Source organism: Streptomyces sp. LS1784 (assembly GCF_020103755.1).
Lineage (GTDB): Bacteria > Actinomycetota > Actinomycetes > Streptomycetales > Streptomycetaceae > Kitasatospora.
Genome location: NZ_JAHSQD010000858.1, coordinates 1 through 2,457 on the forward strand (window position 1 = coordinate 1; position 2,457 = coordinate 2,457).

Genomic DNA, 2,457 nt, shown 5'->3' on the forward strand with positions numbered 1-2,457 from the left:
GGACCGCCGTGATCGGCCTCAGCCTGGGCGGCTACTACGCGGCCGAGGCCGCCGCCCGCGAGCCGCGGCTGTGCGCGGCCGCCGTGGTCAGCGGCCCCTACCGGCTGGACTGGGACGGCCTGGTCCCGTTCGTCACCGCGACCCTGGCCCAGCGCTGCGGCGGGGACGAGGCGGCCCGCGCCTTCGCCGACCGGGTGGACCTGACCGCCCTCGCGCCGGCGATCACCGTCCCGCTGCTCGTGGTCGAGGGCGGCGAGGACCGCATCCCGGGCGTCACCACCGCCGCCGCCCTAGCCGGGCACGCCCCGGACGCCCGACTGCTGCTCGTCCCGCACGGCAACCACCTGCTCGGCACCGCCCTGCCGGACTGGCTCCCCGCCACCGCCGACTGGCTCACCGCGCGGCTGACCGGTGCACCGCGCGGCGGCCGAGCGAGGTGACCGCGAACAGCAGGCCGCCGACGAGGAAGAACGGCTCGTAGCCGAAGGTCGCGAACCGCGCCATCGCATCCAGCTCGGCACCCGACCGGCTGCCGGTGGCCAGCGCGATCCAGTCCGGCACGGACGGCGCGGCGTGCAGCACCAGCAGCGCGGTGGTGCCCCACAGCGCGAAGCCCAGCAGCCGGGGCGGCACCCGCGCGCCCCACCGCCGCAGCGGCGCCAGCGCCACCGCCGCGGCCACCGCGCACAGCGGGATCGCGATCACGTCGATCACCAGCAGCGGGGTGCTGCTCCACACCGACCGGCCGTCCGGCAGGCCCAGCCGCCCGTCCGCCAGCCAGTACACGTGCACCAGCGCGAAGGCCACCGCCCACCCTGCCGCCGCCCGTCCCGCCGCCGGCGCCACCCGGTTCCAGCCCGTGTCCCGTGTCGTCTCCATGCCGCCCACGGTCCCGTGCCACCCCACCCCGCCGGATCGTCCGGCGGGCGGTACCCCCTCCCCCTCCAGGGGGAACCCGGGCTGCCGGAGGGTCAGTACGGCAGCAGCCCGGCCGGCGTGTGGGCGTCGAACCGGCGACGCACCACCAGCAGGTTGCGTTGGTGGATCCCGGAGGGGCTCACCGTCATCGTGATGGTGTCTCCGGAGATCTCGACCTTGAAGCCGTCGGGCAGGCTCCTGCGGGCTGACGGGCCAAGGTTTCAGATGACCGACACGGCGGCCCCTTCGACGAGCCGGTCGACAAGGATCATCGTTACATCGTCCGCCAAGTGGCCTTCGGTGTGGCGGATCAATGCCTGGTGCAGTTGTTCAAGGAACTCCTGAGGGGTGGTGTCGAAGCTGATCGACTCCATGGTCTCCGGCAGAGGGAAGAAGCTGTTGCCAGGGTCGCGGGCTTCGATCACGCCGTCGGTGTAGAGAAGGAGACGGTCGCCCGGTGCGAACGGATAGCCCTCTGGCGTCTCGGGAGGGCCGGTGACCAGGTCCTCCAGGCCCAGGGGTGGACGAGGCGAGGTGGGCATCAAAGCCCGAGTTCGGCCCTCGTGGAGTACCAGCGGGGGCGGATGGCCGTGGTTGACCAGTTGCACTACGGGTTCGTCGTTCGGCACCTGGGCGATGAGTGCGGTGGTGAATCCCTCCATCAGGGTTTCCTCGGGGAAGGCGCCCGGCACGGCGGCCTCCCGGCGCAGCGCGGCCGCGCAGTGGTTCATGACCCCCACGAGGTCGTCCTCATAGTGCACGACCACCCGGAACGCGCCCAGCGCCACCGCGACCGCGCGCATGGCATTGAGCCCCTTGCCGCGGACGTCCCCCACGATCATCCGGACGCCGTACCGCGTCTGCACGGCCTCGTACAGATCACCGCCGACCTGCGCCCCGGTCCCGGCCGCGAGGCACAGGCTGGCCGCCCGCACCGGGCCCAGGCGCTCGGGGACCGGTCGCAGAATGACCTCCTGCGCGCACACGGCGATCCGGCGGATTCGGTCGAACTCGCTTTTCCTGTAGGCACGCACGACGCTACTTGTGATGAAACCGGCTACGGAGACCAGAGCCAGAGCGAGGAAGTTGGTATAGACCTGCAGGGTTCCCCACGCGTGGTTACAGGTGGCCGTGGTCACGCTGACCGCCACTGTGAGAGCCACCGCCAGGGCGGTGCGCTTGGGGTCCATCGTCACCGCCGCCAGCGCCGGCACCGCAGTGAGAAAGGGGCCGGTATAGATGAAGTGGACGGGGGTGAGCTCGATGATCAGCACGGCCAGCGCGATGACGAACGGCACGCACTGCGCCAGTGCGAGCAGGCTCCTGCTTTGACCGCCCGCTCCTGGTCGAGAGGGTGAGCGGAAGAACGACGCCATACATTCAGCCTGCCTCGCGGACGCCCTGGTGGCCTCCTAGGGCCTGTGTGATGTCGTGATCAATATTGCGGTTTCGTGCTTGCTCGAAAGCGGGATCCGGTAGGACGTTGCGTGTGACACGTAGGCAACTCACCGACGAGCAGTGGACGTTCATCGAGCCGTA

At 70.9% G+C, this 2,457-nt stretch carries 2 protein-coding genes and 1 pseudogene; 1 reads left to right on the plus strand and 2 read right to left on the minus strand.

Annotation, left to right across the window (positions count from 1 at the left end; translation table 11 throughout):
- Positions 1-440, plus strand: a pseudogene (locus tag KS423_RS43435) (alpha/beta hydrolase); the annotation flags it as partial.
- Here the strand turns inward: KS423_RS43435 and KS423_RS43440 are convergent.
- Both KS423_RS43440 and KS423_RS43445 read right to left on the minus strand, forming a co-directional pair.
- Positions 394-879, minus strand: coding sequence for a DUF3995 domain-containing protein (locus KS423_RS43440; protein WP_224285205.1), 486 nt, complete (start codon positions 877-879; stop codon positions 394-396). The pseudogene KS423_RS43435 and the gene KS423_RS43440 overlap by 47 nt on opposite strands.
- Before the next feature lie 260 nt (positions 880-1,139).
- On the minus strand, positions 1,140-2,294 hold the full coding sequence (locus KS423_RS43445; protein ID WP_224285206.1) for a PP2C family protein-serine/threonine phosphatase: 1,155 nt from the start codon (positions 2,292-2,294) through the stop codon (positions 1,140-1,142).
- Positions 2,295-2,457 lie beyond the last annotated feature (163 nt).

Coding starts and splice junctions, on each gene's coding strand:
- KS423_RS43440 (WP_224285205.1), bottom strand. CDS start 879: ATGGAGACGACACGGGACACGGGCTGGAACCGGGTGGCGCCGGCGGCG.
- KS423_RS43445 (WP_224285206.1), bottom strand. CDS start 2,294: ATGGCGTCGTTCTTCCGCTCACCCTCTCGACCAGGAGCGGGCGGTCAA.